The 26,586-nt window shown below is 69.4% G+C and carries 27 protein-coding genes, 2 tRNA genes and 3 pseudogenes; 13 read left to right on the top strand and 19 right to left on the bottom strand.

What is annotated here, in order from left to right; genetic code table 11:
- Positions 1 to 112: pseudogene (locus tag ABZ937_RS41535) on the top strand (IS5/IS1182 family transposase); the annotation flags it as partial.
- 670 nt (positions 113 to 782) lie between these two features.
- On the opposite strand, the gene ABZ937_RS41530 reads toward ABZ937_RS41535, so the two are convergent.
- Positions 783 to 1,727 (bottom strand): LysR family transcriptional regulator, encoded by a 945-nt coding sequence (locus tag ABZ937_RS41530; RefSeq protein ID WP_361700521.1) that lies wholly within the window; start codon positions 1,725 to 1,727, stop codon positions 783 to 785.
- 115 nt (positions 1,728 to 1,842) lie between these two features.
- On the opposite strand from ABZ937_RS41530, the gene ABZ937_RS41525 reads away from it, so the two are divergent.
- The 3 genes from ABZ937_RS41525 (at position 1,843) to ABZ937_RS41515 (ending at position 3,718) form a co-directional block, all read left to right on the top strand.
- The gene (locus ABZ937_RS41525) at positions 1,843 to 2,655 is read left to right on the top strand and encodes an inositol monophosphatase (protein WP_361700519.1); all 813 of its coding nucleotides are present in this window, start codon (positions 1,843 to 1,845) and stop codon (positions 2,653 to 2,655) included.
- Positions 2,656 to 2,705: 50 nt separating this feature from the next.
- On the top strand, positions 2,706 to 3,353 hold the full coding sequence (locus tag ABZ937_RS41520) for an NAD(P)-binding domain-containing protein (RefSeq protein WP_361700516.1): 648 nt from the start codon (positions 2,706 to 2,708) through the stop codon (positions 3,351 to 3,353).
- A gap of 246 nt (positions 3,354 to 3,599) precedes the next feature.
- Positions 3,600 to 3,718, top strand: a tRNA-Arg gene (locus ABZ937_RS41515).
- A gap of 100 nt (positions 3,719 to 3,818) precedes the next feature.
- On the opposite strand, the gene ABZ937_RS41510 is transcribed toward ABZ937_RS41515, so the two are convergent.
- Positions 3,819 to 5,087 carry an RCC1 domain-containing protein gene (locus ABZ937_RS41510; RefSeq protein WP_361700514.1) on the bottom strand — a complete coding sequence of 423 codons (1,269 nt, stop codon included), beginning with the start codon at positions 5,085 to 5,087 and terminating at the stop codon, positions 3,819 to 3,821.
- A gap of 146 nt (positions 5,088 to 5,233) precedes the next feature.
- On the opposite strand from ABZ937_RS41510, the gene ABZ937_RS41505 reads away from it, so the two are divergent.
- The gene (locus tag ABZ937_RS41505) at positions 5,234 to 5,797 is read left to right on the top strand and encodes a terpene synthase family protein (protein ID WP_361700512.1); all 564 of its coding nucleotides are present in this window, start codon (positions 5,234 to 5,236) and stop codon (positions 5,795 to 5,797) included.
- Between the two features lie 159 nt (positions 5,798 to 5,956).
- The gene (locus ABZ937_RS41500; RefSeq protein ID WP_361700509.1) at positions 5,957 to 6,226 is read left to right on the top strand and encodes a hypothetical protein; all 270 of its coding nucleotides are present in this window, start codon (positions 5,957 to 5,959) and stop codon (positions 6,224 to 6,226) included.
- A 354-nt stretch (positions 6,227 to 6,580) separates the two neighbouring features.
- On the opposite strand, the pseudogene ABZ937_RS41495 reads toward ABZ937_RS41500, so the two are convergent.
- The 3 genes and pseudogenes from ABZ937_RS41495 to ABZ937_RS41485 all read right to left on the bottom strand — a co-directional run.
- Positions 6,581 to 6,828 (bottom strand): annotated as a pseudogene (locus ABZ937_RS41495) (transposase); the annotation flags it as partial.
- Positions 6,829 to 7,019: 191 nt separating this feature from the next.
- On the bottom strand, positions 7,020 to 7,589 hold the full coding sequence (locus ABZ937_RS41490) for a cupin domain-containing protein (protein WP_361700506.1): 570 nt from the start codon (positions 7,587 to 7,589) through the stop codon (positions 7,020 to 7,022).
- A 58-nt stretch (positions 7,590 to 7,647) separates the two neighbouring features.
- Positions 7,648 to 8,433, bottom strand: coding sequence for an alpha/beta hydrolase (locus tag ABZ937_RS41485; RefSeq protein ID WP_361700503.1), 786 nt, complete (start codon positions 8,431 to 8,433; stop codon positions 7,648 to 7,650).
- Positions 8,434 to 8,539: 106 nt separating this feature from the next.
- On the opposite strand from ABZ937_RS41485, the gene ABZ937_RS41480 reads away from it, so the two are divergent.
- Positions 8,540 to 9,055, top strand: coding sequence for a MarR family transcriptional regulator (locus tag ABZ937_RS41480; RefSeq protein ID WP_361700501.1), 516 nt, complete (start codon positions 8,540 to 8,542; stop codon positions 9,053 to 9,055).
- A gap of 17 nt (positions 9,056 to 9,072) precedes the next feature.
- Here the strand turns inward: ABZ937_RS41480 and ABZ937_RS41475 are convergent, their stop codons facing one another.
- The 5 genes from ABZ937_RS41475 to ABZ937_RS41455 form a co-directional block, all read right to left on the bottom strand.
- On the bottom strand, positions 9,073 to 10,401 hold the full coding sequence (locus tag ABZ937_RS41475; RefSeq protein WP_361700498.1) for a S28 family serine protease: 1,329 nt from the start codon (positions 10,399 to 10,401) through the stop codon (positions 9,073 to 9,075).
- 645 nt (positions 10,402 to 11,046) lie between these two features.
- Entirely contained in the window at positions 11,047 to 11,328 is a 282-nt protein-coding gene (locus ABZ937_RS41470; protein ID WP_361700495.1) for a DUF6417 family protein, read from the bottom strand.
- Between the two features lie 464 nt (positions 11,329 to 11,792).
- A complete protein-coding gene (locus ABZ937_RS41465) occupies positions 11,793 to 12,089 on the bottom strand; it encodes a hypothetical protein (RefSeq protein ID WP_361700493.1) in 297 nt (98 codons plus the stop codon).
- A 292-nt stretch (positions 12,090 to 12,381) separates the two neighbouring features.
- Positions 12,382 to 12,909, bottom strand: coding sequence for a GNAT family N-acetyltransferase (locus tag ABZ937_RS41460; protein WP_361700491.1), 528 nt, complete (start codon positions 12,907 to 12,909; stop codon positions 12,382 to 12,384).
- Between the two features lie 66 nt (positions 12,910 to 12,975).
- Positions 12,976 to 13,677 (bottom strand): UDP binding domain-containing protein, encoded by a 702-nt coding sequence (locus ABZ937_RS41455; RefSeq protein ID WP_361700489.1) that lies wholly within the window; start codon positions 13,675 to 13,677, stop codon positions 12,976 to 12,978.
- Positions 13,678 to 13,698: 21 nt separating this feature from the next.
- On the opposite strand from ABZ937_RS41455, the pseudogene ABZ937_RS41450 reads away from it, so the two are divergent.
- Positions 13,699 to 13,909, top strand: a pseudogene (locus ABZ937_RS41450) (IS5/IS1182 family transposase); the annotation flags it as partial.
- Positions 13,910 to 14,001: 92 nt separating this feature from the next.
- Here the strand turns inward: ABZ937_RS41450 and ABZ937_RS41445 are convergent.
- A complete protein-coding gene (locus ABZ937_RS41445; RefSeq protein WP_361700487.1) occupies positions 14,002 to 14,904 on the bottom strand; it encodes a hypothetical protein in 903 nt (300 codons plus the stop codon).
- A 17-nt stretch (positions 14,905 to 14,921) separates the two neighbouring features.
- Positions 14,922 to 15,485, bottom strand: a complete 564-nt coding sequence (locus tag ABZ937_RS41440) for a hypothetical protein (RefSeq protein WP_361700485.1) — start codon at positions 15,483 to 15,485, stop codon at positions 14,922 to 14,924.
- A 154-nt stretch (positions 15,486 to 15,639) separates the two neighbouring features.
- Between ABZ937_RS41440 and ABZ937_RS41435 the strand changes: the two genes are divergently transcribed.
- The 3 genes from ABZ937_RS41435 to ABZ937_RS41425 all read left to right on the top strand — a co-directional run bounded on the left by ABZ937_RS41435 (position 15,640) and on the right by ABZ937_RS41425 (position 20,822).
- Complete coding sequence (locus ABZ937_RS41435; RefSeq protein WP_361700482.1) at positions 15,640 to 19,404, top strand: CHAT domain-containing protein; 3,765 nt, start codon at positions 15,640 to 15,642, stop codon at positions 19,402 to 19,404.
- A gap of 490 nt (positions 19,405 to 19,894) precedes the next feature.
- The gene (locus ABZ937_RS41430) at positions 19,895 to 20,491 is read left to right on the top strand and encodes a 3'-5' exonuclease (RefSeq protein WP_361700480.1); all 597 of its coding nucleotides are present in this window, start codon (positions 19,895 to 19,897) and stop codon (positions 20,489 to 20,491) included.
- A gap of 253 nt (positions 20,492 to 20,744) precedes the next feature.
- A tRNA-Met gene (locus tag ABZ937_RS41425) sits at positions 20,745 to 20,822 on the top strand.
- 61 nt (positions 20,823 to 20,883) lie between these two features.
- Here ABZ937_RS41425 and ABZ937_RS41420 read toward each other — a convergent pair.
- The 7 genes from ABZ937_RS41420 to ABZ937_RS41390 all read right to left on the bottom strand — a co-directional run bounded on the left by ABZ937_RS41420 (position 20,884) and on the right by ABZ937_RS41390 (position 24,940).
- Positions 20,884 to 21,153 (bottom strand): hypothetical protein, encoded by a 270-nt coding sequence (locus ABZ937_RS41420; RefSeq protein WP_361700478.1) that lies wholly within the window; start codon positions 21,151 to 21,153, stop codon positions 20,884 to 20,886.
- A 212-nt stretch (positions 21,154 to 21,365) separates the two neighbouring features.
- Positions 21,366 to 21,605, bottom strand: a complete 240-nt coding sequence (locus ABZ937_RS41415; protein WP_361700476.1) for a hypothetical protein — start codon at positions 21,603 to 21,605, stop codon at positions 21,366 to 21,368.
- Complete coding sequence (locus tag ABZ937_RS41410; protein ID WP_361700473.1) at positions 21,602 to 22,474, bottom strand: integrase; 873 nt, start codon at positions 22,472 to 22,474, stop codon at positions 21,602 to 21,604. Before ABZ937_RS41410 ends, ABZ937_RS41415 begins: the two co-directional genes overlap by 4 nt.
- A complete protein-coding gene (locus ABZ937_RS41405) occupies positions 22,414 to 22,818 on the bottom strand; it encodes a hypothetical protein (protein WP_361700470.1) in 405 nt (134 codons plus the stop codon). Before ABZ937_RS41405 ends, ABZ937_RS41410 begins: the two co-directional genes overlap by 61 nt.
- A 127-nt stretch (positions 22,819 to 22,945) precedes the next feature.
- Positions 22,946 to 23,365: a hypothetical protein gene (locus tag ABZ937_RS41400; RefSeq protein WP_361700468.1), complete on the bottom strand. Its 420-nt coding sequence runs from the start codon at positions 23,363 to 23,365 to the stop codon at positions 22,946 to 22,948.
- Between the two features lie 139 nt (positions 23,366 to 23,504).
- The gene (locus ABZ937_RS41395; RefSeq protein ID WP_361700466.1) at positions 23,505 to 24,593 is read right to left on the bottom strand and encodes a hypothetical protein; all 1,089 of its coding nucleotides are present in this window, start codon (positions 24,591 to 24,593) and stop codon (positions 23,505 to 23,507) included.
- The gene (locus ABZ937_RS41390) at positions 24,590 to 24,940 is read right to left on the bottom strand and encodes a hypothetical protein (protein ID WP_361700463.1); all 351 of its coding nucleotides are present in this window, start codon (positions 24,938 to 24,940) and stop codon (positions 24,590 to 24,592) included. Before ABZ937_RS41390 ends, ABZ937_RS41395 begins: the two co-directional genes overlap by 4 nt.
- Positions 24,941 to 25,158: 218 nt before the next feature.
- Between ABZ937_RS41390 and ABZ937_RS41385 the strand changes: the two genes are divergently transcribed.
- Positions 25,159 to 26,238 carry a hypothetical protein gene (locus tag ABZ937_RS41385; RefSeq protein WP_361700461.1) on the top strand — a complete coding sequence of 360 codons (1,080 nt, stop codon included), beginning with the start codon at positions 25,159 to 25,161 and terminating at the stop codon, positions 26,236 to 26,238.
- A 231-nt stretch (positions 26,239 to 26,469) separates the two neighbouring features.
- Positions 26,470 to 26,586 (top strand): transposase (locus ABZ937_RS41380; protein WP_167756245.1); only part of this gene is annotated, 117 nt, incomplete at its 3' end.

Here is a 26,586-nt window from a genome sequence, read left to right as displayed (position 1 = left end):
CGGCTTCCGCCGTCTGCGTATCCGCTGGGAGCGACGAGACGACATCCACGAAGCCTTCCTCGGTCTCGCCACGTGCCTCATCACACACCGCCACGTCCAACGCCTTTGTTAGGACCTCTTAAAGCCCGCCGGCGGAACCGGGGCAGAGCCTTGGCGACGACCACGGTGGCCAACTGGTCGCGGAGGTTCGCCACCATCACCGTGCTCGTGCTCTCCGCGATCGCCGCCCCCAACCCCGCCTGCCGACGCGAGGCTGGGGGGTCGGTTCGTGGTTCGGCATGGGGGTCGGGCGGGGGTTCGGTCCGCGGTTCGGTTCGGTTCGGCCACCCGCCACCCGTCCCGCTTGCTGCCTGTTTGTGCCGCTCATCGTGGGTGCCGGGCCGAACGCATCACCTCGACTTACCTTTCCTGCACACCACCCACGACGCCTGGCGCACCCACTTCGGCCATGACCACCACGGCACTATCCGAGCCCGCCAGCTCTTGGCCGCCCTTACTGACCAATCAATCGACGTCCCCGGCCGAACTGGGCGCAAGCGGGCGGCGCCCGAGGTAGGGCCCGCAGCTCGGTGACTGCAGGGACTGCTGGCAGCCGCGCCGTCCGAGTCAAGCAGCCACTCAACTGCCCCGATGAGCCACGGCCCGGCCCTGGTCCTCGTCATACTCGCCGGACCACGCCAACCTGCAACGCAGAGTGACCGATACTGCTGGCCGCCAGCGAATACGCGACTCGTGAACATGTGGGCCTACCAGTCCCGGAGGCATTTCCCCGGGCGTATCCGTCACTGCCCGGTCCGGTTGGTGAGGGGCTGTTGAGAGGCGGTCGGTGGTGCGAATAGTGCCTGGACGGTTTCGGTGGCCAGGTCTCGCAGCCAGGTGTGGGCGCGGTCGTTGTCGTAGCGCTGGTGCCACAGCAGGTACAGGGGGACGTCGGGCAGCGGGAGTGGTGGCGGCAGCGTGGCCAGGCCGAGTTTTTCCCGGGCCGTGCGGGTGACCGCGTCGGGGAGGGTGACTACCAGGTCGGTGTCGAGGGTGAGTTGCAGGGCGAAGGCGGCGGTGGGCCCGGCGGCGACGACGCGTCGTTCGAGGCCGCGTGTGGTCAGGGCGTCGTCGATCGGGTCGCGCAGGCTTCCGCGCCGCGAGACGGTGAGGTGTTCGGCGGCTGCGTAGCGCTTGAGGCTCAGCGGGCCTTCGGTGAGCGGGTGGCCCGGGCGGACGGCGACGACCAGCCGGTCCCTGCCGACGAGGCGGTGGCGGATGTCGGGGAGCGTCGGAGCGCTGGAGCTTGATTCGAGGTCGACCTCACCTCGGCGTAGCTCGGCGTCGTCAGTCCCGGGTTCGGCGGACAGGCGCAGCCGGACGCCGGGGGCCTGATGGTGGACGGCCGTGGTCAAGGCGGTGCCGCAGGCTGCGGTCAGGGCGTCGTGCCAGCGCACGGTGAACACCCGGTCCAGAGTTGCCAGGTCGAGTTCCTGCTGCGCGGAGAGAAGTTGGTGGGCCTGCTGCACGAGGGCGTGGACCTGGGCGCGCATGGCCAGCGCGCGGGTGGTGGGCACCATGCTGCGGCCGGTGCGGACCAGGATCTGGTCGCCGGTGGCCTTGCGGATGCGGCCCAGGGAGCGGCTCATCGCCGGTGCGGTGACGTGGAGGCGTGCTGCCGCGCCGGTGACACTGCCCTCTTCCAGCAGGGCGTCCAGGGCGGTGAGCAGGTTCAGATCCAGTTGCATGAGAGTAACTCTACGAGTTACAAGCATGCACTTGTTGTTAATGGTCAGGCGTCCTACCTTCGAAGTGCGGGGGCGAGGTAACAGCCCCGCTTCGACCGATCCCAAGGAGCCCACCATGAGCACAGCCATGCCTTTCGACGCCGGCACGACGCTCCTGTCCGACGTGACCGCCGCGGTGAAAGCCGCTGGCGCCACGCTGCGCGACCGCTACACCGCGCACGCCCGGGGCGTGAGTCTGGACCAGGTCGTCGGCGAGATCCACGCCAACGACGACGCGGTGCTGGACGTGCTGCGGGAACCGCTGCTGCGGTCCCGACCGGGGTCGCAGTGGGCCGAGGACGAGCTGGCCGGCGGCGCGCTCCCGCCTGGGGAGTGGTGGGTCGTCGACCCCGCCGAGGGCAACATCAACCACGTCCACGGCATGGAGGACTGGGCCGTCACCGCCACCCTGGTCCGCGACAACCAGCCGGTACTCACCGTCGTCCACCTGCCGCTGACCGGCGACACCTACACCGCCGTCGTCGGCGGCGGTGCCCGTCTCAACGACCGGCCCCTGAAGGTATCTGCCAAGACCGACCTGGGCGCTGCGCTCATCGGCACCGGCCAGGCCAAGCCCGGCGAGGACGAGCGCACCTTCCGGCGGATCGGTGACTCCGTCACCGCCATGCTCATCAACGGCCTAGTCGTGCGCGTGTCCGTTCCCGCCACGATGCAGCTCATCCACGTCGCCGCCGGACGCATGGACGCGTTCTGGCAGTTCTCCGACGTCCGCTCCGGCCTGGTCGCCGGCGCCTTGCTGGTCTCCGAGGCCGGAGGCGCCGTCACAGACCTGACGGGCGAACCCTGGAACACCGGCAGCCGCGACTTCCTGGCGACCGCTCCCGGCATCCACGGCGCCGCCCTCAAGGTCCTCTCGCTGATCGCCTGACCGGACATCTCCGCTCTTCTCCACCCCGATACCGCAAGGAGCATCACCGCATGACAAGCATCGGCATCCTGGGCGCCGGCCGCGTCGGCACCAACCTCGCCAGCAAGCTCTCCGAGGCCGGACACGACGTCATCCTCGGCCGCCGGAGCCCTACGGAAGACACCACAGCGGCTACCGAAGGCACAGGCCGCCGCCTCTCCTTCGCCGACCAGCGCACCACCGCCCACACTGCGGAGATCGTAATCAACGCGACGCCCGGCGACAGCGCCCTTGACCGCCTGGCCAGCCTGCGAACCGAACTCGCTGGCAAGATCCTCATCGACGTCTCCAACGCCACCCGCGACGCCGCTGACGGCCTGCCCGGCGACCTGTGCTATCCCGGCAGCAGCCTCGCCGAGAAGCTCCAGGCCGCCCTCCCCGACACCCATGTGGTCAAGACCCTCAACACCATGCTGTTCATGGTCATGACCGCTCCCGAAACCCTGGCCACCCCACCGACCGCCTATCTCTCGGGCAACGACGAACACGCGAAGAAGACCGTCACCGGCCTGCTCCGCGACCTGGGCTGGCAGCCCGCATGGATCGAGAACCTCGGCGACATCACCACAGCCCGCGCCACCGAGGCCATGATCCTGGTCGTGCCCCACATCCTGCGCCGACATGGCTTTGAGCCCTTCGCCGTCTCCCTCGCCCGCTGACCCCAGCAAGACCGGGTTCAGGCCAAGTCAGGCAGCGGGCCCGTGCGCGGCAGCTGGGCGCTGCCCCGGACAACGCCTACTGGGCTGCAAGTCCCGAAGTCGTCGACAAACGGCTCCCGTTCCCGGGCTCTGGCACAACTTCTGTGGACCTACTGCACCGACTGCTGGAATTGGATAAAGGCTCGCTGCGCAGAGGGCGCCTTTATCGTGAGCCGTAGCGGGATGGCGCGCATTCTCGCAGGCCGCGGTGCCGTGGCACAGCGGCCCATTGCGATCGACGTGGGCGAGGTCCCGCTCACGGCGACTGACGGAGACGGGGCGGGCCTGCCCCTATCTGTCCGCGGGTTCAAATCCCGTCGGCACCGCAGCCGACCTGCGAGCTTGTCCAGCGCACACCCTGCGACGCCGTTCCAAGTCCACCGAAGTTGAGCCAGAGCCCTGTCGTGGCGGCCTGTGACCAACGGCTCAGGCGTCCCAGGTGAAGGTCAGGCAGTTGGGAGCCGGGTTGGTGCAACTGAGATGCTCTGGAAGCTGGGTGGCATTGGCGTCGAGCGTGGTGGTGTTGGTGGCCGGGTCGTATGTGAGGTAGAGAGCGCCAGGTGCTGGCTGGTGCTGGGCAACGGCGATGGTGACCTCGATCGGTTCCCCGGCCAGGGCAGCGAAGGTGACGGGCTGTCCGTCACTGGGCACCGTTGCCTGGGTACCTGTGCCGCGGCGTAGGCGCAGGGTGAGGCGCTCGTCGCGGTGTTGAGTACGCGAGAAGGTGGCCTGGACGGTGTGTCCCGTAGGGGGCTCCGGGTGCCGGGTAGCGAGGGCCAGACTGTGGTAGTAGCCAGCAGAGATGGCAGTGACCCGCATTCCGTCGGCAGCGGCGGTGAGGCCCGAGACCTCCCGGTCCTGATCGAATCCAGCTCCGATCAGCCGGTGGTCGTCGGTGATGGCCAGGACATGGCCGGCGCCGGCGGCCAAGGCCGTCACCGTGTGCCCGCCGAGTTGCTTGCGGAGGGTCGCTTCAGCGTCCTGGCGCGGCTCGACGGCCGCCACGCGCAGAGCCCCATCGTGCATCTGTCCGAGGAGCATCGAGCGCGACCACGCGACGGCGGCGAACCTGCCGCCGTTCTTGCGGATCGCGTCGACGAGCGGGTCGCTGTCGCCCGCGTACAGCAGCTCACCGTCGGTGGTGATGGCGAAGCTTCCTGACAGGGAGGCGTGAACGGAAGCGATCTCCTTGCCGTGGGCGGCCGCAAGGATGCCGGACACCTGGCTGTGGCTGTTGTCGCCGGCCGCGAGCAGTTCTCCTGTGTCGGTGACTGCGAGCGAGTGGTGGTATCCCGTGGAGATGGTGGCGATCTTCTTGTGTCTGGCTGCGGTCACGATGCCGGAGCACTCCTGGTGGTCGTTGGCCCCGCCGGCGAAGAGTTCGCCGGTGTCGCTGACGGCCATCGCGTGGGCGTGGCGCAGCGAGACCGCGGTGATCCTCACGTGATCGACGGCCCTCAGCAGGTCGTCCATCAACTCGCGCCATCTCCCCCCGACGAGGAGGCGCCCGTCATGGGTCAAGGCGACGCTGAGCGCGCCGCCGGCGCAAACGTCGATCAGGTTCTCATCCTTCGCCGCCTTCTGGATCCCGCTGATCTGCTGGTCCTCGTCCCAGCCGGAAGCCAGCAGGATTGCGGCCGAGGACGGACTTGACTCAGCCTCATCAGTGGATCCGGTGGCTCGGGTCAATGTCATCTGGACTCCTGGTGTCCGTGGGTGCAGTGGGTACTCCGGACGACCGGCCTTGGACAGCGCAAGCCGCGACCGAAGCACCAGCATGGCGCGCGAACGATTGATTTTCGTGTACGCCACACCCACCTGGGGGCGGCGACCGCGTCGGGGTGCAGCGGCCACCTGAACGTCCTCGGCCGCTACGCCTTCCTCCGCTCACAGGAAGCCGGACACCGACCGCTGCGGGAGCCGGCCGCCGGCGGTCCCTCGTCGAGGCCTTCGTGGACCTGCGGCGGCGCACCGCGGTCCGGGGCTCGCCCGCGTGGCGCGAGCGGTTCGAGCGCAGCCTGGCGCAGTTGCTCGCGGCCCTCGAAGGCGAGCGACGCTCCCGGTGCCGGGGGGACCTGCCCGGTGTGGAACGGTACCTGGAGCTGCGGAGGGTCACCGGCTACACGCCGCTCCTGTACCTGCTGACGGAGGAGCTCCTCGGGTGCGAGGCCCCGGCCGGGGTACGGTCGGCGGAGCCGTTCCGGCAGGCACGCACGGCATCCGTCGACGCCATCGACCTGATCAACGAGCTGTACTCGCTGCCCAAGGAGCTGGCCCGCGGTGAGAGCCACAACTTCGTCGTGCTGTACGCGCGGGAGCACCCGTGTGGCCTGGACCGGGCTGTGCCGGAGGCCGGACGGCGGGTCCGCGAGGCCGTCGACCGGTTCCGGGCGCGCTGGGGCTGAGGCCCGGTGAGCGGCTGGCCGCGATGGTGATGCGCGACGCCGTCCACGACTGGATGGGGAGCCTGCCCGCCGACCACCGGGCCGCCGGCCGGTACGCCCCACCGGGATCCGGTACCGGGCGGTGACCCTGCGGGGATACGCGGTCCGTTCAGGACGTGCATGTCCATTGCCCGATGGAAGGCGGCCGGAGGCGCTGCAACGGAATTCTTGGAAGTAACTTCCATCAATCGGCCATCGATTGGAAATGTCCGCGGACTCATGCTTAAGCTGCGAGTCACTGCCACCACGGGCATCCGCTGGGCCGCCATGACCCAGAGCCAGCTCAACATGATCGTGCTGAAGGTGCCGGTGGGCTCCCATGAAGTGTCGATCGCTGCCCGGGTGAGCTTGCCGTACCACTTCGACGGCACCCGGTACACAGGCAACTGACCCCCTAGGCCCACGCCGTATTCGGCCGGCTCTGGCCGTCGGGCCGGGCCTGGGCCTGTGACCAGCCTGTTGGCGGGCTCTGGGTGTCCTGCATCGTCATTCGACATGCCGGAACTGTACGAGTCGCGCCGGCTGGCTTCGCTCATGAAAGCGGGTACTGGCACAACTTTCGTGAAGCGGTGCCGTGCGCGTCAGGCCAGGCCCCTGGCCAGCCGGTTTCCCTACATCTGCCGCCCCGAGGGACCACGCGCCGGGCGTCACCACAGAAGCTGAGCCAGAACCCGTTCCCGTCTACAGAGCCACCCGGCCGTCGAATAACCTCGAACCGCTCTACTTCGATGAACACCGGCTTCGCCGCGCGGTCGCCTTCCCATAGAGCCGGGTGTCCGTGGTCGTCACGGCCTGTTCGGTCCCCCCCACGAGCTGGGGTGGTCGCCGAAGACGAACTCGCCGCCGTGCTTGGGCGGTCGACCGCCCTTCGGGTCGTAGACCCGTGGCGGTGTCGGCCGACGCATCACGCGGTCGGAGCGGAGCCGGCCGAGGATCTCCACAGGCAGACTGGCCAGCAGGTGGGCGATGCGCGGGGCGTCGTATCCGGCGTCCAGTGCGCAACCCGTCGTAGCAGGCGGGAACGTCGGGGCGTCGCTCAGGCCGGTGCGGTTCGCCGGGCCGGCCAGGGGCCGCCGAGAGAAAGGCAAGGCAGTGGTGGGAGCGGTTCCCGCGCGGCTCCAGGTACCACAGCCGTCCAGCCCGTCGAGCTTCGCTTCGCCACCGGGTCCTTCGAGCATCGTGTTCAGCGGGTCTTGAAGGACTTGCGCAGGGCTGCCCGGTCCTGCCACGAGTCCGCCGCGGGGCCCTTGGTCATGTCGGCGAAGAAGCTGTCGTGACGGACGAAGAACGCGGCCCGCTCCTCGTCGGTCATGGCCGCGACGTCGGCCAGTCCTTCGAAGTACCCTTCCCGCGCGGCGCCGGGGGCGAAGAGCATGAGGAACTCGGCCGGTTCTCCGGAGATGTTGCCGAAGGAGTGCACGCCGCCGGGCGGGATGTAGAGGTAGTCGCCTTGGGAGGCGTCGAACCAGCGCTCGCCGTCGAAGATGTGGATCTCTCCGGATAGGACGTAAAACGACTCGGACATCGTCTTGTGGAAGTGCGGGCTGGTGCCGCCGACCTGGCCGGTGAGCCGGTTCTGGTAGAGCCCGTACAGGCCGTTGGTGCTGAGCCGGGTCGACAGGTAGTGGAACGTCGACCCGTTCGGCGCGGTGTAGTCCGGCGGCGTCCCGGCCGGGCGGAACGAGGCGACGCCGGCCTCGCCCTCGTCGCGGTCGTAGATGATCTCGGGGTAGTCGGAGGACAGGAATGACACGTCGGTCTCCTCTGGTCGGTCGTTGAATACGAAAAAGGGGACGAAAGGACGGCGGCGGTCAGTCTGCGTCGAGGAAGTCGCGAGTGAGACCGATCAGGCCGGTGGGGTCGGCGAACCAGTCCATGTGCCGCTGGCCCTCGACCTCGACGAGCCGGCTGCCGGCGATGGCAGTGTGCAGTTGCCGTGAGCCCTCGACGGGGATCATGGCGTCGTCGGCGAACCCGACCACCAAGGTGGGTGCGGTGACGGCGGGCAGCAGGGGGCGGAGGTCCACCCGGGCCCCGAGGTCGATCTGGCGGCCGATGCCGGGCGGCGGCCAGGTGTCGGCCAGGGAGTCCGCGAGGCCCTGGTGGCCGAAGCGGTTCAGGGTGGCCGGGCTGAAGCCGGTCAGCGCCGAGAAGCGCTTTAACAGCTCGCGGTCGGTGTCCAGGAGTTGGCGCCAGGTGCGGAAGTAGTACTGGTCGCGCGGGCCGGTGGAGTGGGCCCAGCCGGCGACCAGGACGAGCCGGCGCACCAGCTCGGGCCGGGTGGCCGCGACCGCGGCGGCGGCGACGGCCCCGAGCGAGAACCCGAGCAGGTCAACCGGTCCGTCCACCGCTGCCCGGGTGGCCGCGGCGACCTGGTCGGCGATGAGTTCGACGGTCAGGTCCGTGACGTCGTCGGTGGTCCGTCCGCTGCCACTGAAGTTGGGCCGCACCACGGTGCGGGTTGGGGTGAAGTGGCCCACCACGTTGCCGAAGACCTTGTCGGCGTCGCCACCGGTGCCGTGCACCAGGACCAGGCCGGGCCCTTGGCCGTCGACTTCGTAGTGGACTCTTGTCCCGCGGACCGGGACTAAGGGCATGAGGACTCCTTCATCAGCGAGCGCTGATTAGATGAGAGCTAAGATAATGACCACTCAGGCGAGCGTCAACTAAATGAGCGCTAAGGTAAATCTCCGGAGGTGGCCGATGACTGATGCGGTCGGAGCACTGCTTGAACAGTGGCGCCGCGAGTGCCCCAACATCGACTTCTCACCCATCGGCGTCGTCGGGCGCCTCATGCGGATCTCCCGCATGTGGGACAAGGAGATCAAGGACTTCCTGGGCGAACACGGCCTGGAGCCGGGCGAGTTCGACGTACTCTCGACCCTCCGGCGCTCCGGCGCCCCCTACGAGCTGACCGCCGGGGCGTTCCTCCGAACGTCCCTGGTCACCACCGGGGCGATCACGCTGCGGGTGGACCGGATGCAGGGGAAGGGCCTGGTCACCCGGGTCCGCGACGAGGGCGACCGCCGGATGGTGAAGATCCGCCTCACCGACCACGGCCTGGAGACCATCGACCGGACCCTGCCCCTGCACCTGGCCAACGAGGACCGTCTGCTCCAGGCCCTCGGCGGTGACGACCGCGAGCACCTCGCCGGCCTGCTGACCGGCCTGCTGGAGTCCTACGGTGACACCCCGCCATCGGCACGAGGCGGCAAGTAGCCTTCCAGCGGCGCCTTCTACACCCCCGCCCAGCGGCGCAGGATGGCGGTGGCTGCTGCGGCGTCAGCGGCGGGCAGCTGGGCGATCCGGGTCGAGTGCGTGCCGCCCGGCACCTGGTAGAGGTACGAGTCCCGGGAGCCGTCGCCCAGGCGGAAGGGTTCGGCGACGGAGGGGTCGGCGGCGCCGTTGACGAACATGAGGTGCTCGCCGTGAGTGCGGACCCAGTGGTCGACGTCGCGCATCGCCTGCGGCCGGTAGTGCAGCGGGATGTCGCGGGGGACGAAGGTGCGCGGCTCGGTGGCGCCGGGGTAGCGGATCAGGTCGGTCAGGTGGTCCGTGTCGACGGGGAAGTAGCCGAGCTGGGTGCCCAGTTGATAGAAGTACGGGATGAACTGGTCGGCCACCGAGTCGGCGTAGACCGGCAGTTGGGCGACTTCGGAGAGCCAGTTGTAGAGGGCGTCGTCGGAGGCGTCCGGAGCAGGCACCGCCGCGCAGGCGGCCTGGCCGCGGCCCTGCCAGAACATGAACGGCGCGCGCAGGACGGCGATCTCGAAGCCCTTGTCGGCGCTGCCGACGAGCCGGAAGCCGTCGCCGCGCGAGTCCGCCCAGGCCTGGTAGCGGGCGACCAGGGTGGTGCGGCGCTCCAGCAGGGCGCGCTGCGCGGCGGTCAGGGCGGTGCGGCATTCTGGGGTGCCGACCGTGCGCAGGAAGTCGAGGTAGGCGGAGTCGTCGCGGTCGTCGACGTTGTTCGGCGCCGAGTAGGCGATGGAGCCGACCACGTCCTGCGGGTAGAACCGGCGGTGGTAGACGGTGGTCATGCCGCCCTTGCTGCCGCCGGTGGAGATCCACGGTGCCCGGTAGACGGCCTTCAGGGCCTCGATCACGTGGTGGTGGTCGGCGGCGGCCTGCCAGATGTCGAGGTCGTTCCAGTCGGCGGGCTCAGGGTGGGAGGTGCCGAAGAAGCGCTGCTCGGTGCTCACCTGGTTGCCGTCCACCAGTTCGGCGGGTTCCGAACGGTACTGGGCGGTAGAGACGGTGTAGCCGCTGGTGTACAGCACGGTCGGGCGGTCGACGCCGCGGTGCAGGAGGGTGAGCCGCTGCTCGAAGCCGCCCCGCTCGGGGTGGCGGTGGTCGGCGGGCTGGTGCAGTGTCAGCACGAAGAAGCGGAACCCGGGCGCGGCTGGCTTCTCCTCCACGATCCGCAGGCCCGGCGCCGCCTCGATCGCCGCCCGGATGTCGGCCGGCACGGCCTGCGCCGCCTGCGCGGGTACCGCGGCGTTGCCGGCCAGCATCACCGCCCCCGTCGCCGTCATGGCCAGCAACCGTGCGAGTCGCGTGCGCAGCATGGGTCTTCCTCCCCGGTCGTCGTTGACCCAAGTCAACCGCGGCCCGAACCTGCGCGGATCCCGCCGCAGAGGGAGCGCGTCTCCCCCTCGGGAGGGAGAAGCGCGCCCTCCCCCGGCGGCCGTTCACACCGCCCGACTCCCGATGACCGCCATCCGGCGCTCACGGCGCAGCCTTCGTCCGACGACTGCCGTCGCCGGGGGCGGTGACCGCGAGTGCCACGGCCGCGACCGCAGCGAGGGCCGCCCATGCGGGGACAAAGCTGTGGGTGATTGCCGTGGAGCAGACCGCGGGCGGGCGGGACGAGGATGACGGGCCAGTTGGGTGACGGCCATGATCAGGCCGAGGGCGAAGCCGCTCCGTCCCGGCGGGGCGGATTCCGCAGATGGGCGTTCGGGATGCTCGTGTTGGTCGCGGGTGGATGACTTCGGCGAAGACCGTCGGTCACCGGGAGACTGCGGTTCGTCAGTATCAGCAGAGCCCTCACCAGGCCGGTCCCCCGCCTCGGGTCGGTGCAGGGCGGCGTAGACAAGGCTGTCAGGCCCCTCGACGGTGTCGTTGGAGCGGCACGGGGCCCAGCGCAGCAGAACAGGGGCACGGCTCCGACCGACAGGTCACGGCTACCGACTGCGCCAGCGACCAGACCACTACAGCCGCGCGTTTCCCGTTGCCCCGTCCGCGCGGAAGGCGACGCCGTAGTCTCTGGCGAACCGGTGGGCCTGGGCGCCGGAGCCGCCCACCGAGCGCAGGTAGAAGGCGTAAGCCACCGACGCGATCTGCTCCCCGTTCAGGTACAAGACCCACAGGTTGCCGAGCTGGCGCGCGGTGCGCACCTTCTCCTCCAGGCCGTCGGCCGGCGGTACACACAGTCGGGCACCGAGGTGCACGTACAGGCGCAGCGCGTCCATCTCCGAGCGGCGCAGCTCCACCAGCCGCTCACCGTCAGCCGACCCGGCGGGCCGGCTGACGGTGAGCGGGACTGGCCTCGGTGTACACCGGCGCATCGCGGCCCTGCGCCGCAAGGCGGGCCGCCCACACAACGGTCCCGCCCTCAAACACGGACAACTCCACGCACATCTCCCGGCCGGCCAGCTCCACCAGGCCCTGCCCCGCGGCACTTTCCCGCTCACGCAGGTCACAGTCGCTGTTCGGCCTCCTCAAACTCGCCTGCTGCCTGATCACCCGCCGCCAACTCAGTTCATTGTGTTAGCCGCCCGCCGGGTGGCCATATAGCTGAACACGACAAAGGTAATTAGACCTACCGTCGCCGCGAACCCCATCCCCTCTGTTTCCCACCAACGTTCGAATTCCGCCCGGCGTGGGCCCGGTTCCCTTGATCCACCTATCTGGTGCCTCCGGGCCTGTACCGGAACGCGGATCCGGCTATGATTCGTCACGCTGCGTCGAAGTCCGACCGGGGCCGTACCTCCACAATGAAGTCCGGCTCCTCGGTGCTGTCCTCCTCGTCGTGCCAGAGGAAGACACGCACGTGCATCGCGTGGTGGAGGCCGATGCTCTCCCACTCGGTCATCAGGTCGCCGACGACCCGGCCGATGGCCAACTTGGCTCCCTCGGCCGAGTCGGGCGCGGTGATCACTCCATGCCAACGCTCGGCGTCGCCGTACGGGCGCCATCCTTCGGAGCCGTGCGGCTCGAACACTCGGTACACCCAGTCCGTCTCGGTGCCCATACACCGATCCTGTCACCACCCCGTACCCTGCGCAGCAGCCGATCCATGATCTTGGATAGCAGCTCCACGCGCGATCCTTCCGTTCCGTTCGCTCGCCGCTCACCCAAGCCGAGCGGCTGGATCGGCGCTGACGCCATACCCGGCTGACCAGCGGTAACACACGCCGCAGGGCCAATCGGCACCCGCCTGGAGATTTACCCTTTCTGGTACAGCAGTGCTCGGCGGTGCACCACGTCATCCGAGCTGGTGCACGGGCCAGCCCGTTGCGCGTCATGGCTCGCCGTGAAGGCGGTCACCCGGAGTTGGGGTGAGCGCCTTCACGGCAGCGTGTCTCATCCAGCCCGGGCCGCCATGGCAGGTCGGCCCGGGGCTGCCAGACGTAGCGGACGTCTGGCTCTCGCTCATCGTTGCGCCGCCCGTCCGTTCGCTCGATCTCGACGAAGCCGTGCCGTTCGTAGAACCGCTGCGCCGCTTTGTTCACCTGGAACGTCCACAGCGCCAGCCCGTCTGGCCGGCGCTGCTTGGCCAGGGACATGAACCGATCGCCCAGTCCTCGCCCGCGCCAGGCTGGATCGAGGTAGAGCTGCTTCAGCTCCGCGCCGTTGAGCACCATGACTCCCACCACGCTGTTCTCGGTGACCGCCACCCAGGTCTCGTACTGCGGCACCAGCACGCGTAAGAACCAGTCCCGCACCTCGGCTTCGTCGTGCGCGCAACGCACCGACGGCAGCGCGGCGGCGAAGGAACGCAGCCACACGTCGGCCGCGGGGAGCGCGTCGGCGGTGCCCGCACGACGGAGAACGACGGCGTCACTGTTCACGGCGCAAGACCTCCAGAGCATCCAGGGTTGACGGCTCTTACCGGTCCCACCGTTGTGGGGCCGGATCTATTTCCCGGGTCGTCCGAGCTGATGGACGGTCCAGCCCGCCGCGCGCCAGGGCTCGGGGTCGAGGGTGGTGCGGCAGTCGACGAGCAGCGGGTTGGCGGGACGGTTTGCGAGGGCCTGTGGGTTGGCCTGCCGGTACTCCGCCCATTCGGTGGCCAGGACGGTGAGGTCGGCGTCGTCGAGGGAGGCGGGCAGGTCGTCGGTGTAGTCGAACTCGGGGTTACGGATCATGGCCGTGGCCACGGCCTGCGAGTCGTGGACGGTGACGGTGGCGCCGGCCTGCTGGAGAGCGTGGGCGAGGGCGAGCGCCGGGGATTCGCGGACGTCGTTGGTGCCGGGCTTGAACGCCGCGCCCCACACGGTGACCCGGGCGCCCTTGATCGGCCGGTCGCCCAGGGCGCGGGTGATGAGGTCCAGGGCAACGTCGGTGCGTGACTCGTTGATCTTCTCGGCGGCGCGCAGGAGGGCTGCTGCCTGGTCGGCGCCGAGCTGCCGGGCGGAGGCGGTGAAGGCGCGGACGTCCTTGGGGAGGCAGCCGCCGCCGTAGCCGATGCCGGGCCTCATACCGCCGCTGCCGATGCGGGGGTCGATGCCGAGGATCTCCACGATCTGGGAGACGTCGCCGCCTGCGGCCTCACACATGTCGGCGACGGCGTTGATGTAGCTGATCTTCAAACCGAGGATCGTCGACGTCTTCGTCATCCGCAGCGGCGCTTCCCCCGGGTGGTAGACACTCTGGTCGGCGACGCATTGCGGCTGCTGGGGCACCTGCTTGACCAGCACCTCAGCGAAAGGCCGCGAACGCGGGCGGCTTGCCGGCCCTGGTCACCGGGCAGGACATAGAGACCGTCGACGGCTCGGACGGCCGCTGGCGCATCACCCGCGGAACCGCCCGGACCGGATCGTCTCCACCGTCGACCCCGACGCCCGGCACGTGGATGGTCAGTCCGGCCGCTGGGTGGCGGGAGAGGCGTCCTTGCCTATTTTACTCCCGGGGCGCCCTCCCGTCTTGCCGGCCTCGGCCCGTCAGGCGGGCGCTTCCGTGGTGAACCGGATCAGATCCGGCCGGTCGGTGTCCCGCCGGTATAGCTGCTGACCGAGCGCCTGCCACAGGGTGCGCTCCGCTTCCAGCGTCTCAGGCAGGGCGAGACCCATCGCGGCCAGCAGAGCGCGGCGGTGGATGTCGAAGGCGGAACGGACCAACTCGCTGTAACTCAGCGCCGCAGATACTGCCGCACGGTAGGCGAGGGGGCTGAGCAGCGTGGTGCAGGCGAGCACCGGCAGCCACACCGCCACCGGAAGATCTAGGACCGCCGCCAGCACCGCGGTGACCGGTACAAAGGCCGCGGACAGCGAGGAGATCACGAGGAACTGCTCCAAGGACGCGCGGGCGGCGCCGAGCGCGCCGCGTAGGGCGTCCGGAAGCAGGGGGTACAGGCGTGGCCAGAAGAACACCGCGTCGATCCCGTAGCGGCGGCTGTCGGACGCGTAGAACTCCGCGGCGCGCAACGCGTTTCCCAGGCGGGTCGGCAGCAAGTCCTGCGGCTCGGGCGGAAAGCAGCGGTAGCGCCGACTGAACTCACGCGGATCGGTCAGCCGCAGCCGCCGCCACCGCTTGAGCTGCCGGGACACCCCGAGCTGGCCGAGCCGGACGGCCGGGCCGCGCAGCAGCCAGAACCCCTCGTAGCCGCGGACGAGGGTCGGCAGTACCGCCTTGGCCAGAAGCACGAAGACGAGCAGCCCGGTGAGCGCGCCACCGCTGGCCAGTGCCTGACGCGCGCCGCCGAGCGCGCTCCACCAGGCTGAGACCTGGGGCCAGCCAAGATGGGTGGCGACGAGCGAGCCGACGCCCGCCCAGAACGCGAGCGCTGGGAGGAGCAGCGTGCCGACGAGCCGCTGCCCGAGCCATCCGGTGCTCTTGTCAAGCAAGCTGCCGAACACCGGCGTCACCACACGAAGGGGTGAGCGGCCAGGGGCACGGGATTGGGGCAGACGGGCGGTTGCCGCGGCCGCTCGGGGAACCTCAGCACACCGGTGCACGCAGTGTCCCCTTGCACGTAACGGCAGGTGCGGGTCAGTAGCGGAATCGTGATCTCTCCGGGCAGTTCGGCCTCCCAGTGAGTGCGCGGCGATCCCGCGGCCACCGTGGCCATGAGGTCGGGGCCCGCCCAGACACCAACCGCCCGTTCCCGCTCCACCGCGATCACCACGGATCCCGGTTCGAATTCGTCGAAGAGCCAGGATGCGAGCAGGTCGGTGATCCGGGTACTGGTGGCAGCGATGACGACAGGAGGCAGCCGCGGGACGACGGCCGCGAGGGCGGAGCCAGCAGGTTCGTCAGCGAGGGAGCGCGGATGGACCGCCGAGAGAGGGGCCCGGTCATCGTCGAGGACGACCAGCCACCTCTGCCCGCCGCGCCTGAGGCCCTCACCGACGGTCGTCGTCCCCGGGAGGCTGACCGCCTCCGCGAGCGGGCGGTCTCCCAGTGTGCCGTACTCCAGGCTGGTCACGACATCGTAAATACCAGTGCCTCCTGGGCGTCGTCCACCGCACCTGCCCCACGGCACCCGATCGGAGGTCGAAGACTGGTTGGGCCGTGAAGGCTGCGGGACCATGGGTATACCAGGCGCGGTGGTATGTCCCGTGGAGCACGGGTGAGCAGGCATGGACAGCGACGCCAACGACAGCTTTGAGACGGTCTTCATTCCGGACGAGGTCGTGCAGGCCGTGCTGGAACTGGCCAACAGCTTCTCCTGGGAGGAGAAGCGGCAGGCCATCGAGGACCATCACACTGAGTTGCTGGGCGATTACGCTGATCTGATGCTGGTGGTGCTGCTCGATCAGTACGACGAGGAACCCGACTTCCACGACTCGCTCACCGAGGACCGGGCGCTGCTTGCCGACTGCCGCCGGTACGGCGTCGCCGGGGCCTTCGCCCGGCGCGCCCAGCCCAATCGCGGCCGCGACCTGACCGCGGACGTTGTACACCGGCTGGCCACGACGACCGGTGACGAGGAGGTGCTCCGGTACCTCAACACACATCTGGCGGTCCGTCGACTGGTGCTGGAGGCGGTCCAATCGCTGGTAGCGGCGTCGAGCCCGGTGGCCAAACGGCGCGTTCTCGAACGCGACAAGGACCTGCTGCTGACCGCAGCCGCCGAACTATCGCTGCGCCTGGTAGACGCCCCGGACTATCAGGCCCATGCCGAACTGGTCGCGGTCGCGCGCGTCCACGGTATCGACGTCGCCATGGTGTCGGCCTACGGAGAGTTGGAGGTGGAGACCCCGCCGGACGGACGGGCCCCGGAAGTGGAAGAGATCCTGCACGAACTGGCCTACGCAGAGAGATACATGCCGACCGAGCGACGGCTGGGACTGTGCCGCCGCGGCCTCGAACTCGTCCCGCGCAGCGACCCCTTGTGGGCGTTCTTCCAGCGCTCAATCGCCGAGTGCCTGATGCTCGACCGCACCGCCGACCGGCCAGCCAGGCTGGAGGAGGCCATCGGGCTCTTCCACGCCGCCCTCGATGCGACTCAGGCCGCTGGGCTCCGGGCAGCCACCGCACAGACGCGTGCCCAGTTGTCGCACGCCTATCAGGAACGGGTACGCGGTGATCTCGACGCCAATCGGGACGAGGCGGTGCGCCAGGCGGAACTGGCGGTCGCGGAGCTGCCGGAAGAGGCTTCCGATCTCTTGGTCTTCGTGCACGCCACCGCCGCACAAGCCCTACACACACGGCAGTCCGGGAGCGAGGATCTGATCGAGGCACACGCCCATGCCCGCCGAGCGCTGGAACTGGTCGATCCGGAAGCCCTGCCGACGTATTACTCCGCTATCCAACAAACCCTGGGCATGATCGCGAGGAGCGGAGGCCCCGATGAGCACGGAGACGGCGGTGTCGCGCATCTGCGCAACGCGGCCGGCGCGCTCGACCCCGACGAGGAACCCCACAACTGGATACCGGTCATGATGGAACTGGCCTGGGCGCTGCTCAACCGAGGTGCCACACTCGCGGCTGACGACGCCGAAGAGGCACTCACAGTGCTGCACGAGGCCCTCGGTCGTACAGACGCGACCGGCCATGCCGAAGAGTGGGCGCGCGTGCACGATTACCTCGCCGAAGTCTATGTGCGTCGTATCCACGGCAATCCGTCGGACAATCTCGAGCACGTCATCGACCACGCCGAACAGGCCCTGACCGTGTTCACCCGCGATGACTTCCCCGACCAGTGGGCGACCGCCAAGGAACGCCTCGGCACCGCCCTGCGACGGCGGATCGCGGGCAACCCGATCGTCAACGCCCGTCAAGCCATTGATCACTTCACCGAGCTGGCCGACTACTACGCCGCCGAAGGCGCGCGCGGGGCCTGGGCCTCGATGCAGGAGAAACTCGGCTACACCCACGCCAAGCACCCTTATGAGGCGGGCGCGGACCACCTTGCTCTGGCCGACGAGCATCTCACGCGTGCGCTGCAGGTCTACAAGGAGCTCGGCCAGGCTGCTTCGGTGGCTCAGGTGCGGACCAACCTCCTCGGGATCGGCTGGCGTCGCGTGCGGCAGGGCGAACAGTCCGAGGCTTTCGTGCAAGAGGTCTTCGCGCACGGTCAGCACGCCCTCGCCTGGTCCACCGAGCACAACGACCCAGACATGCGGGCTGCCGCCCACGCGGGGCTAGGTACCCTACATTGGTCTCTCGCGGGCGACTCGGCCGACGATCCGCATGTCGCCGCCGCCCGCGCCCACTACGAGCAGGCGGTCGCGAAGGAGACGGAGGCCACCCGCTTCGACCTGCTCGAGACTCGGCTGCTGTTGGGCGTGGTCATCGCTACCCAGGGCGACGTGGAGGGCGCACTCGCCACCATCCACGCCCTCATCGCCGACGCCGAGGCCTACCTGGCGCAGACGGTGACCGACGCCGGCCGGGGTGCCGTACTCGAACACCTCGGCCGCGCCTACGACCACGCCGCGATCCTGGAACTCCGGCGCGGCCGGATCGCCGAAGCCCTCCGCCTGGTCGACCGCGGGCGCGCCCGCTTGCTGCTGGACGCGCTCGACGTGGATCCGGACTCCGCCAACCTGCCCGAGCAGGAGCGTTCACTCATTCGGCGCGCTGAAGAGCGGGTGCGTCGCCTGCGGGCCGAGCTGAACTCGATTCCCGGCCCAGAGCGTGAGAGTGACGCTGCGCTGGGACGCCAACTGGCCGTCGCCCAGGCAGAGCTGTCCAAGGCCGTGACCGTGTCGTCGGCCGAGGCCTCGGCGGCGGAGCCCTGGCAGCTCGTGCCGCCGGGCGGCGTCCTCGTCACACCGCTCATCACCTCCTCAGGTTCCGCGCTCTTCGTACTTCCCCACGGAGCAAAGGAGTTGACGCGGGAGCACGTCATAATGCTCGGCCCTGGCACCCATCGCGAGCTCCTGGGGATGATCCGGCGGTGGATGGCGGCCGAGCTTAACCAGGACCTGGCGCGAGCGTCGCTGTCCGAGTGGACTGCGGCAATCGACGAGGTGACGGACTGGCTGTGGACGGCCGTCGCCGCGCCGCTGCGCCGACGACTGCGTGAGCTCCAAGTGCCTGACGGCACGCGGCTGTGGATCACCGCGTCCGAGCTGTCGAACCAACTGCCGCTGCACGCTGCCCGGCGTGCCGAGGACGGACGGCACCGGATGTTCCTCGATGACTACGTGGTCACGTACACCCCCAGCATCCAGTTGCTCCACCAGGCCCATAGGCGTCTCGGGCAGCGCGCCCACGACACCCCTACCGCGCTGTTCCTGGCCGATTCCCTCGGCGACCTGCCGTACGCCGCTGAGGAAGTTGCCACGATCAGGGAGCTCTTTCCCGCCGACCGGCGTCTCGTACTGGCGGGGCCGGAGATCAGCCGTGAGGCGGTGTTCGCGACGGCTCCCGGTCGCCAGTACGTCCATATGGCCTGTCATGCCTTCCTGAACTGGGTCCAGCCGAACTACTCCGCCATTCCGCTCGCCGACGGCGAATTCCTGGTCGCGGGGGAGCTGGCCGGGCTCGACCTGTCCGAGACCCGGCTGGTCACCCTGTCGGCCTGCCAATCCGGCATGTCCTTCAATGAGCAGGCGGCGGGCGAGTACAGCGGTCTCGCGGCGTCGCTCCTACGCGCGGGCGCACCTACGGTCGTCGCAACGCTCTGGACCGTCGACGATCACGCAAGCAGTCTGCTGATGTCCCGGTTCTACGAGGAACTCACGGGCGGCACCGGGCACGAACCGGCCGAGGCCCTGCGGCGCGCCCAGCTGTGGCTGCGCGACGCCACGCTCACCGAACTCACGGCGTACCAGTCCAACCGCCCCGGCGCGGCAGCCGCCGCGCGGCGCTGGCGGCTCCTCGGTTACGGCCCGGAGGACCGGCCCTGCGCGAGCCCGCATTTCTGGGCGGCGTACACAGTGGTAGGCGCGTAGACGGGCCGAGTCTGCTGCAGGTTTGGGTGAACAGGTTGCCGTACTTCGTTAGCTCGGTACCCCGAAAGGATGAAATTGCTCAAATCTTTCTGAGACAGATCACTGAGCGGTCCAGTCGGTGTTCATGCCTCGTCACCGTGTTCCCAGGTGAGACAGCACAAGCTCTGAGACAGTCCAACTGTTCCTAACGCCCGCGGGCTGCCCAAGGGAGCGCCGAGCCCGCTGCGCGCCTTCGCCGCGAAGGCGCCGACCAGGGCCGACGTGGTCCGTTGCTTCGCGCAGGCGCTCGCCGACCGGCACGGTGTGACCGTGTGGGCCTGGTGCTCGCCGTACACCGGCGGCTGGGAACTGGACTGGGAGCGCCGCGGCGGCGCTCCGACGAAGGAGACCGTCACCGCCGCGCTGGCCGCCGGGTCGGTGGCCAGCGCGTACGCCGAAGAGATCACCCTGTGCCCGACCTGGGGCCGGATCACCCGTCAGGCCCGCGCCCTTGCTGAAGCCGGGCGCGGCCGTCGTCCTGGACACCGAGACCACGGACCTCTACGGGCGCACCGTGGAGGTGGCGGTCGTTGACGCCGCCAGCGGCAAGAAGCTGATGGACACCCTGGTACAGCCCGAGGCACCGATCACCCCCGGGGCGTACTGGGTGCACGGCATCAGCGACGAGGACCTCGTCACCGCAGGCGCCCGCACCTTCGACAAGATCCTGCCGAGGCTGCGCAAGGTGACCCGCAACCGGGTGATCTGCGCCTACAACGAGGAGTTCGACCGCACAGTGGTCACCAACGACGCCCGGCGCGTCGGCAAGCGGCCGATGCACCTGGCCGACCCCCACAACTGGTTCTGCCTGATGACCTCGTACGCGGCGTGGCTCGGCTCCGGCCGGTGGCTCCGCCTCGGCGGCGGTCACCGGGCGCTGGGCGATGCGCAGGCCGCCAGGGACGTACTGGTGGAGATGGCGGAGGGCCGGGGCACCACCTTCACCCCCAGGACGCCGGCGCACTGCGACCCGGTGCACGGGCCGGCCAACGGGACGGCCAGGGCTGCCGTGCCGGGCCAGCTCTCCGGGGAGCCCACACCCGCGTAAGGCCGATCCCGAACCGACACCACAACGCCGTTGCACCACCGGCCTCCGCCACGGGAACCTGAACGGGCGCGAGGCGCTGCGCACCACCTGGAGCTGAGGCAGGGGCGGAGTCCACGGACCCGCCACGTACACCGGCCTCCGGTGCCGCCGAGGGGTTCGATTCCCCTGCAGGCGCCTCGCGCGCACCTTCTCCCTGGCTCGCGCAGGAAATCCCTGCCCCGCCCGGCCGCATGGCGTACGCTGGGCCTACCGACGCGGGGTGGAGCAGCTCGGTAGCTCGCTGGGCTCATAACCCAGAGGTCGCATGGTTCAAATCCTGCCCCCGCTACCAACGCACCGGCCCCCTCGACGTCAACGTCGCGGGGGCCGGAAGCATTTTGGAGGCGCCGGGCCTACGAGGTGGACGAGGCTGTAGCGGCCGGCCGGGCTGCGATGCGCATCCGGTTGCCGTCGTACTCCACGACCTCACCCGGCAGGATGAGCAGCCCGGTCTCCCCGTCTTGCCACGCCGCGCCGATCCGGCGGACCTGGACTGCCGGACCCCGCGCGCCGGCCATGAACACCGTCGGGTCGACCTCCCACCCGTGTCCGCCGAGCCACTGCTCCAGGGCTGCGGAGTCGGTGCTGCTCGCATCGCGCGGCCACTCGTATGTACTCGTCACGACGTACCCCCTGTCCGTGAACGGATTACCGGGGCGATCCTGCCATCGGGCACTGACACTCGCTGCGGGTTTTCTACGCGGTCCTGCCGCAGCCTTTCGAACGGCAGGCAAGGGGCACGGCAGCGCTGCGGATTCTGAGGCGTCTCCGCGCGGCGACGCCTTGGAATCATCGGGCAAGTGCTTTTCCGGTAGCGGTGATCTGCGTCGTGGATCTACTCGCCGTGCTCCTTCGTCCAGGTCCGGAGCGGCTCCAGCTCCCCGCCGGCCTCGGCCATCAGCACGATGGTGATCCCGTCCCGGCTGCCGTGGGTCCCCAGCCAGCTGCGGAACTTGTTCAGCGCCACGGCTGCGTCAGTCCAGGTGCCCTCCACGGCCGGGCCGCCTTCCCGGAACGTCATCGTGACGTGGAAGCGCTCCGCGGCGCCGTCTTCCTGGCCGCAGGGACGACTCACCGCTGCGCCTCGGCGTTCTGCTTCTTCGCCACCTTGTGCCAGGGGTTCTCGGCCCTGCTCTGCGCGCGGTCGAGGTACTCCTTCTTCACCGTGGCCGAGCCTTCTTTCCACCTGCCCTGCTTGGTCGGGTCACCGCCGGCATCCGCGATCTCCTGGGCGCCGCCGCGGCGTAGCCCGTGCGCCGTGATGTCCTGCCAGTTGGGCAGGTCCGCGGCGAACGCCCGGCCGCGGATCCAGTCATTGACCGCGTCACCGGTGACGAAGTCGCCGCTCACGGTTGCCCTGGCCCGGGACTGCAGGGTGCCCGCCACGGTGAGGGCGCGAAGCACCGGTCCGTGGTCGACGCCGAGCCGGTGTAGGCAGTTCAACCAGTCCCGGGTGGCCTCCACCGGGTCGTACCGCGGGTTGTCGGCCTCGGCCGGCACCCAGGTCTCCTCGCCCTGGGCGTCCTGGTCCGTCTTGGAGTAGGCCACCCACTCGGCCACGCCGCCGTCCTCGACGAGCAGGTCCTCCACCGTCAGCTGGGCCAGCTCGCTGCGGCGGTTGAGGGCCTTGCGCCCGACGAGGAGGACGAACCGGTCCCGCAGCCCGATCGGGTGGCGCAGGTCGCAGGTGTCGACCATCGCACGGGCCATGGCGGCCGTGATCGCCGGGGCCTTCTTGACGCGGTTGCGCTTGCTCCAGCTCTTCCGGTACTCGCGCAGCATCGCCCGGGCCAGGCTGGTGCCCGGCTTCTTGTCGTCCGGCATCCACGTCCGTACCGCCGACAGGTAGGTGCTGATGGTGTTGGGCCGCATCTCCCGTGCGATCAGGTGCGCGCAGTACTCCACGTACGTTGCCGTGGTGCAGGGCCGGGCCACCCGGCCCATGGAGTCGCACCACTCCGCGAACAGGCGCCGCTGGTTCTTGTAGTTGCGGTCGGTGTTGTGCGGCGCCGCTCCTCCTCCAGCCGGCGGGCGGTCTCCGGCGACACCTCGTAGTCGCGCCGGGTGTACCGGGGGCCGTCCTCCATGGTCGGCATGGCCTGGCCCGGGTAGAGGATCGTGTGCTGGTCCACCAGCGGCTTGGCGGGCGGGACGGTGGCCGGCAGCAGCTCGTCGTCGACGAGTTCGCCTTCGACGACCTCGACCTCATCGAGGTCGACGGCCTCGGCGGCCGGGGCCGGGGGCGCGGCGACGACGCGGCCCGCGGGCAGGGCGGGGACGACGGACATGGGCGGTGCAGCCTTTCGGGAGCGGGCGGCGCCGAGAGGGGCGCTGTACTGCTAGTTGATCACTATTTGCCGTGGTTAGCGGTGTGTTGGGCGGCACACCGCGCCCGTCAGTGTGGCGCGGGCACAGTCAGCCCTCTTCGGGCCGGGCCTCGGTGGCCGGGTTGGCGATGGAGGGCTCGTGCTGGGCGAGGACGGCGGCGATGGACTCGAGTACCCGCCGGGCGAGGTGGTGCAGTTCGCCGTCGTGCCCGGCGACGTTGTCCACGGCCTCGACCTCACGGACGTCGAGCGCCATGCGCAGGGTCTCCGCGGTGATCGCGAGGCGGCCGAGGGCCTGGTCCTCGTCGTAGCCGGGCGGTGTCGGATCGGCGGGAAGCTCTTCGAGGAACCGCTGGAGTTCGGCCTCCGGGACTGCGGAGGCCGGGCGGTTGCCGACCAGGCTCTCCCGGAGCGCCGCCCCGATGGGGAGCGCCGACACCCGTACGCGGTCCGGATCGGCACGACGGACGGCGAGGAAGCGGGAGAAGACGGCGGGGTCATAGGTCATCGGCAGTCCTTGGTCGGCCGCCGCGAGCGCTGCGGCCGTGATCCTGGGCGCGTGGCGGCAGGTGGGTGTCTGGCGTACAGGATGGCGGTGTGGCGCTGAGTACGCCGCATCTCTGCTGGCAGGCAGCAAGACGGATCGGTCACGGTTGGCAGGAGCGGAAGGGGGAGCACACATGATCCTCATCCGGGATCTGCATACCTCCGCAGTGTGCGCACTGCATCAAGTCGTCGAAGGCTGTGGAGCAGCCGAAGCAGAGGTACTGGAGCTTGTCCTGGGCCGCAGCAGTGCATGCGCAATCGACCAGCAGGGTGTGCTGGCACCGCGGGCAGCGGTGCACTTTCCCCTGCGGGCCGCCGTTCAGCCTGTAATTCCAGCACCATTCGATGTAGTCAGCGGCGGCTTCTTCGGCGGTCCAGGCCGCGCCGCAGAACAGGCAACCGGCGTCCGCGGTGAGAACGCCGGCGGTGGCCTCCCGCCCTTGGACGTTCGCGGAATCTGACACGACCAGTGCCCACTGGGTGCACGCCGGGCATTCAATGGTCGAGGCGCGTGCCGGCCCCAGCTGAGGGACCAGGGCTCGCATCCGCTCCCGCGCGTACCCCTCGATGTGGCGGAGGCCGCGACGGACGACTTCCATCTCCTGCCGAGCGGTGCTCAACTCTGGTTCATCAAGCCTGGGCAGCAGATGTGTCTCGACGAACTGCACGAGGAAGTGCAGCACTTGCACGGTGGTGCTGGTGACGGTGTGCGCGTTGGCGCGCACACCGATCAGCCCGTAGTGCTGGAGGGCGTTGCGGCTGCGTGCGAGTTCGGTCAGGGCGGTCTTCTCTCGCGCGGTGAATTCGATGCCCACGATGTTGGTCAGTCGCTGGCGGGTCTCGTCCGGGCTGCAGCTGGTGAGGGAGCCGTCCTCCAACGCCTTGCGGGTGGCCTGGCCGGGGTGGGTGAAGACCAGGCTCCAGTGCTCGATCTGCAGGCGCGCCTTCAGGAGTACCTCGGCACCGGCGGCCAGGTGAAGCACCGCGTACTTCAGGCTCCGAGCGCTGGCGGACTCACCCTGTCTCGCCAGCAGTTCCACGACGCTCACGAGGTAGTCCAAGCCGTTGGCCACGGGCGGAAAGTGGGGGTCGCCTGCGAGCTCGGCGGGCCGGATCGGGTAGGCCTCTGGCCACTGGAGCTGGAAGAGACCACCGATGGAAATGCCGTTTGACGTCGTGCTGTCGCTCACGCTTCATCCTCCCCGGCCGGGTTGGGAACCGCGAACAGCCGGCTGGGTGGTGACTCGTCGTCTCCGTAGGCCAGGGCGAGCTGGTGGATGGCTGCGGTGAGGCCGGGCAGCAGGGTCCGCGCGCCGCTCTCGTTGGGCAGGGTGAAGCCCTCGAGGTTGAAGTTCAGCGCCCACGTCTGCAGGAAGCTGTCGTCGCGCCGGGCCTGGGCGGAGGCCGCCTTGTACAGGTCGAGGATCCTCAGCACGGCCTTGTGCAGCTCGGGCGCGTCGTCGGCGGGGGTGTTGGCTATCGTCTCGCGCAGCCAGGCGGCGGTCTCGGCCGTCCGGTCCGGCAGGGGCTCCGTCACTGCATCTCCATTCGCCTCGAGGGCCGTGAGCGGCCACCAGTTCCCCGCGCAGAATCGCTCCAGGACAACCAGCCTCGTATAAGGGAATTTATACGGGGGTGATGGGGGAGCGCCGGTAGAGTGCGAGGCCTGACACTCCATCGGGCGACTGCCGTGATCTGGGACTGCCCGCCGGCCCCTCCTCGTACCAAGAGGTTTCCTTGAACACGCTCTTCGACGTGCAGCTCACGCAGGACCAGCGGAGCCTCCTCGACGCCATAGCCCACCCGTGGCTCGACCACGGCGAATGGCCGCTGTGGGCCAACGTCCAGCACTACTTCGACATGCGGGGCCAGGACGCCGACGCTATCTTTCACTCGCTGCCGCGCGTCGGCACCCAGACACCGTTTGGTGCCGGCTACGGCTTCACCCTCCCCATGCGCGCCCCCATCGACGGGAAGGACCAGGTGCGCCTGACGGTGGCCGCCTCCCTCGTCGTCCCCCAGGTCCGGATGGTGGCCGGGGAGCCCTTCGTGCAAGCCCTCCGCCACATGATCGACCTGTACACCAGCAGGCCGATGCACTTCAACGAGGTCCCCACCATCATCCTGCGCTCCGGCGAGCTGCAGACCGCGCTCCCCAACCTCAGGCCGTGGTTCGTCCAGGTACTGCCCGACATGCTCTCCAACGAGCCGGGCATCAACACCGGAGGCTCGCAAACGGGCGACGGGGCCTGGGAACGGGAGGTCACCCGCAGCGTGCTCCAGTTCCGTACGGTGCAGAGCGTGGAGGACTACGTCCAGAAGACCTGCGAGATCGTGCTGGCGGCGGCCGCCCAGTACGCCCCGGCCGTTCCGGTCGTCGAGGAGCCGGTGACCGCCGGGCCCGAACGGGCGCCGTACGTCAATCTCGCGCTCCTGAAGGATCTGGAGGAGACGGCCGCGAAGACCACCTGGAAGCTCCACAAGCTCCTCGACCTCTGCAGGGAGTTGAACGACAACTACGTTGCTGGCAACCCCTACGCCTGCGCCGCCTTGATCCGGGCTGTCCTGGACCACGTGCCACCGGTCTTCGGGCAGAAGGGGTACGCGTCGGTGGCGAGCCAGCACCCGTTCACCATGCAGAAGACCGACAAGGACCACGCCAAGAAGCTCCTGGACTTCAAGAGCGTCGCCGACGACGTGATGCACCGGCCGATCGGCCCCAGCGTCCCCGTCATCGGCATGGGTGACCTGCCCGAACCCGTGAGGCTGAACGCACTCCTTCAGGAGATGCTGACGATCCTGCGGGCGAGCGCGACCAGCCCTGCCAGTCCTTGACCGCAGCGCCCCCACTGGCCCTGACGCCGTGGCTGTTTGGCTACGGGGCAGTGCGCTGGACCCGGCTCTGCCCATGAGGTAGGGCCTTCTGAGTAGCGTTCATCGGCGCGTCCTCGCACCACCACGTCGTGTCGCCGATGGAAGGACGGCCGGCAGGAGCCGGTACAGCGCGACTGGCCACGCCACTAGGCCGTTTCCTTCAGATCATCGGATCGTTGGTCTGGTGTATCGTTGACTGACGCCCAGTGGGCCCGTATCGAGCCGTTGCTGCCGGACCGGACGCCGAAGCGGGGCGGACGGTGGCGCGATCACCGGCAGGTGATCGACGCCATTGCGTTCAAGTACCGC

The organism is Streptomyces sp. NPDC046727, from assembly GCF_040645635.1.
GTDB lineage: Bacteria > Actinomycetota > Actinomycetes > Streptomycetales > Streptomycetaceae > Streptomyces.
The sequence above is the reverse complement of the archived record's forward strand: the minus strand, read 5'-3'. Positions and strand labels throughout refer to the sequence as shown.

Bases quoted from the DNA above. Each gene is read 5' to 3' on its own strand.
- ABZ937_RS41530 (WP_361700521.1), bottom strand. From the start codon at position 1,727: ATGCAACTGGATCTGAACCTGCTCACCGCCCTGGACGCCCTGCTGGAA.
- ABZ937_RS41525 (WP_361700519.1), top strand. From the start codon at position 1,843: ATGAGCACAGCCATGCCTTTCGACGCCGGCACGACGCTCCTGTCCGAC.
- ABZ937_RS41520 (WP_361700516.1), top strand. From the start codon at position 2,706: ATGACAAGCATCGGCATCCTGGGCGCCGGCCGCGTCGGCACCAACCTC.
- ABZ937_RS41510 (WP_361700514.1), bottom strand. From the start codon at position 5,087: ATGACATTGACCCGAGCCACCGGATCCACTGATGAGGCTGAGTCAAGT.
- ABZ937_RS41500 (WP_361700509.1), top strand. From the start codon at position 5,957: ATGTCCATTGCCCGATGGAAGGCGGCCGGAGGCGCTGCAACGGAATTC.
- ABZ937_RS41485 (WP_361700503.1), bottom strand. From the start codon at position 8,433: ATGCCCTTAGTCCCGGTCCGCGGGACAAGAGTCCACTACGAAGTCGAC.
- ABZ937_RS41480 (WP_361700501.1), top strand. From the start codon at position 8,540: ATGACTGATGCGGTCGGAGCACTGCTTGAACAGTGGCGCCGCGAGTGC.
- ABZ937_RS41475 (WP_361700498.1), bottom strand. From the start codon at position 10,401: ATGCTGCGCACGCGACTCGCACGGTTGCTGGCCATGACGGCGACGGGG.
- ABZ937_RS41465 (WP_361700493.1), bottom strand. From the start codon at position 12,089: ATGGGCACCGAGACGGACTGGGTGTACCGAGTGTTCGAGCCGCACGGC.
- ABZ937_RS41455 (WP_361700489.1), bottom strand. From the start codon at position 13,677: ATGACGAAGACGTCGACGATCCTCGGTTTGAAGATCAGCTACATCAAC.
- ABZ937_RS41435 (WP_361700482.1), top strand. From the start codon at position 15,640: ATGGACAGCGACGCCAACGACAGCTTTGAGACGGTCTTCATTCCGGAC.
- ABZ937_RS41410 (WP_361700473.1), bottom strand. From the start codon at position 22,474: ATGGGCCGGGTGGCCCGGCCCTGCACCACGGCAACGTACGTGGAGTAC.
- ABZ937_RS41405 (WP_361700470.1), bottom strand. From the start codon at position 22,818: ATGTCCGTCGTCCCCGCCCTGCCCGCGGGCCGCGTCGTCGCCGCGCCC.
- ABZ937_RS41400 (WP_361700468.1), bottom strand. From the start codon at position 23,365: ATGACCTATGACCCCGCCGTCTTCTCCCGCTTCCTCGCCGTCCGTCGT.